The 3,611-nt window shown below is 47.7% G+C and carries 3 protein-coding genes; 2 read left to right on the forward strand and 1 reads right to left on the reverse strand.

The features are described 5' to 3' along the window. Together NG346_RS14230 and NG346_RS14235 are read left to right on the forward strand one after the other, a co-directional pair. Nucleotides 1-738, forward strand: a 738-nt coding sequence (locus NG346_RS14230) for a serine hydrolase (protein WP_262288900.1), incomplete at its 5' end; no start/stop codon positions are given. Between the two features lie 155 nt (nt 739-893). Then, the gene (locus NG346_RS14235; protein WP_262288901.1) at nt 894-1,601 is read left to right on the forward strand and encodes a hypothetical protein; all 708 of its coding nucleotides are present in this window, start codon (nt 894-896) and stop codon (nt 1,599-1,601) included. Nucleotides 1,602-1,629: 28 nt separating this feature from the next. Here NG346_RS14235 and NG346_RS14240 read toward each other — a convergent pair whose 3' ends face one another. After that, nucleotides 1,630-3,447: an SLC13 family permease gene (locus NG346_RS14240; protein ID WP_262281344.1), complete on the reverse strand. Its 1,818-nt coding sequence runs from the start codon at nt 3,445-3,447 to the stop codon at nt 1,630-1,632. Nucleotides 3,448-3,611: the final 164 nt, after the last annotated feature.

A 3,611-nucleotide genomic window follows, 5' to 3' on the forward strand; every position in this document is an offset into this window, starting at 1 on the left:
ATAAAGGACGGACAATTCTATGGCATTCATGAGAATAAGTATTTCCCGATGAACAGTGTCATGAAGTTCCCTCAGGCATTGTTCGTGGCAGACTGGATGCAGAGAAATAATATTCGTCTTTCAGACTCTGTCAAAGTCACCAAAGAGGAATTGATAGAGGGCACTTGGTCGCCCAAGTTAGGAGACATAAAGACATCTCAGTCGTTCACCTATGCAGAACTCATCAGTTACTCTCTCATGCTCAGTGACAACAACGCTTGCGATGTTCTCTTCAAACAATGTGGCGGTCTGAAAGTCGTCGAATCTTATATTCGTAAGTTAGGCTTTAAGAGAATTTATATTCGAAAGACCGAAAAGCAGATGCGTGCGGATCATTCGTACTGTAGATACAACAAGGCTACACCCAAAGATATGGCCTTGTTGTTGCAGTGGTTTTCAAGTCATCATTCAGACACCCCGATTCTTCAGTTCATTTGGGAAACGATGATGAAATGTGAGACTGGCATGGATAGGCTGCCTGCAGCTACTCCTGAAGGAGCTGCGCTATTGCACAAGACAGGCTCAGGGTATACCAATAAGGATGGAACAACGGATATTGGTGATGCAGGAATATACTTGCTCAGCGATGGGAGTAAATTGCCGATATGTGTATTCGTCAAGGAATCATCGAGTGATCACATCATCAGAGAAATTTCTCTCAAACTTCAAGCTGTGGCTCTTGCGCCAGACAGGGAGTGAGAACAAAAAGTATCTATTTTGGTCTTCTCTTTCGTCTGTGTCAAAGTAAAGTTGCACCTTTGGCGAAGATTAATACAAGAAAAACATGACAGCACCCGAAAACAATAGTCCATGGCTCGGACACAAGGGAATGATACTTAATATAAGCAGATACTATGCGTACAGACAATATAGACAGACACAAGACCATTAGGTCTATGGTCCGTGGTTTCTTTGAAGGTCTTTTTTCAGCTCTCATTGAGAAGGTGGACAACGGAAACGGAGAGAGCCGCTCAGTAATAGTGAAGCGACTGATAATGGACAATTACGAGAATATTGCAGGCTACTTCACGCAGGCAATGTTTCCTATCATCGCCAGGGTCAATTATGACAGTCTTGATGACTTGTCATCGAAGATGAAAGAGAAGCATGTTGGTGATCACACACCTTTGAAATTGCTTATGCGTATGGCATGTGGGTCAAAGGAAGCCTATGAATGCATGACAGCTGAATACCGTCGGCAGATAGAGTCTTTGCTTTGTGGTCATATCGAGACACCTGCAGAGCATCTTGCTGTGGAGTTCATGCCTTCCTCACTTGCTCCAGTACCCGTGCCACAAGCGATACGGGGTGTGGTACGCTCGATGATGCAAGGCTATGTTGTTGGCATAAGAGCGACTGATGGCTCAGGCTTCCAACAGAGAACCATCCTCAGAATGATGATCAATGGCATGCATACTCTTCTCCATGATACTGAGATATCCGACTGGGGTGTTAACCCTGATCTTGACGATATATACCGCATTGTCAGCAAAGACGGAGAGAATTATGAGGTGTTGATCAACGAGATGAATCAAGCCTCTGAAGATTTGGCAAATACATAATTGTGATCAAGGCGATAGATGCCATTTGTCAGAACGGGAACAGCAAAGGCAACACAAATACCATCACGATACCGATGATGATTTGTAGCGGAAGACCCACCCGGATATAGTCCATGAACGTGTAATGTCCGGCTTTCATGACGAGTGCATTCGGCGAGGTGGAGAAAGGTGAGGCGAAACACATACTGGCACCAAGCGTCACTGCAAGGATGAAAGGATAAGGACTCAGGTTCGTCTGCTGGGCTGCTACCAGTGCTATCGGTGCCATGAGCACCGCTGTGGCAGTGTTGCTGATGAACATTGTTGTGAGTGAGGTGGCGAAATAGAGGCCTGCTAACAGTGCGTAAGGACCCAGTGAGCCGAGACTGCTTACCAGACTCTCGGAGACGATTTGCGACGCTCCTGTCTTTTCAAGAGCTGTTGACATCGGCATCATGGCTGCTATCAGGATCACGCTCTCCCAGTTGATGGTCTTATAGGCTGCATCGACACTGCGGAAGCAACCTGTCAGCACCACTAACAAGGCAGCGATGAGAACCGCAGTGACCGGTGCCACGGGGATGAAGTGGAAAACCATCATCAAGACCATCAGCACCATGATGGCAGCAGCCACGGGGGCTTTGTAATCCAAGAGTACCTTGTCGGCTTTCTTGTCCGGCCGTCCGAGCACCACCCAGTCCTCATTCTCTTGATTCATCTGGATGATATTGTCCCACTGACCTTGTACCAGCAGGATGTCACCGTTCTTCAGACGATGGTTCCCTAAGGCATCCGTGAGGTACTCCTCACCATGCCGTATTCCCAACACGCTCACCGAATGATCCTCCCTCAGACGGGAGTTTTTTATCCTTGTTCCAATGAGACTCGATGTAGGCAGAAGTACGAGCTCAGCGATGCCGATGTCATAAAAGTCGAGGTCGGTACCGTGCATATCCTCTAAATGATAATCGAGAGCAAGGCGTTGCATTCCTGCCTTGTCACCATAGAAATAGAGGATGTCGTTGGTGTTGATGACACTGTCGGCCCACGCCATGTTCTGTGTGATCTCCTTTCCTAAGGCTTTCTTCTTCTCGTTGCGGATTTCAAGAATCGTCAGCCCGTAGACATTTTGCAGGTCCAGGTCTTTAACCTTCATCCCGGCTAACTCCGATCCGCTGCCTACCTTATATTTATACAGATTGTCGGTAATGTGATATTCGCTGGTGAGGTCGTTGAGGCTCTTGCCGGCAGTTCTCTGCTTGTGTTTCCCTTTCTTGACTAACAGATGGCTCATTGGAAGCAGTACGGCCAGTCCGATGGCGACAACAATTAGTCCGACAGGCAGAAAGGAGAAGAAGCCGAGCGGCTCAAAACCATTGTCTTCCAGCGCCTCGCTGACGACAAGGTTGGGTGGCGTACCGATGAGGGTCAGCATTCCACCTAAACTGCTGGCAAACGCCGCAGGCATCAGAAGGCGTGAGGAGCGGATACCCGATGAGGCAGCCATACTCATGATGACAGGCATCATGATAGCGACGGTGCCTGTGTTGCTTACGAAGGCACCAATGAATGCTGTAGCAAGCATCACGAGGATGAAAGCCCGTGTTTCGTTACCCTTTGCCAGTCCCGCTATTTTGTTGCCTGCTGTATGTGCAAGTCCAGTTTGAAGGATGGCACCGCCAACAACAAAAAGTCCCACCATCATGATGACAATGGGAGAGGAAAAGCCGCTCAGCGCCTCCTCTGTGGTGAGGACGCCTGAGGCTGTGAGCACGATAAGTGCTGCCATGGCAACAATGTCGCTACGGATACGTCCCCAGATAAAGAAGGCTATCGTAACGATAAGTGTGATGATCGTTATTGTCATGTCTTCTATATTTTATGGTTTATCTTACAAAGATAGTATCCTACCTCAAATCCGCAACCACCCTCAAAAAATGAAATAGAACTGAAAGAAAAAGAGGCTACGCAGAAAAAGAGGCTCAAAGAGGTGAAAATCGCCACAAGGAGGCATAAAATCCCCTTACCCCA

Origin of the sequence: Hallella absiana, from assembly GCF_025457485.1 — a bacterium.
Lineage (GTDB): Bacteria > Bacteroidota > Bacteroidia > Bacteroidales > Bacteroidaceae > Prevotella > Prevotella absiana.

Excerpts from the sequence above, each read along its gene's own strand:
- NG346_RS14235 (WP_262288901.1), top strand. The coding sequence starts at position 894 with ATGCGTACAGACAATATAGACAGACACAAGACCATTAGGTCTATGGTC.
- NG346_RS14240 (WP_262281344.1), bottom strand. The coding sequence starts at position 3,447 with ATGACAATAACGATCATCACACTTATCGTTACGATAGCCTTCTTTATC.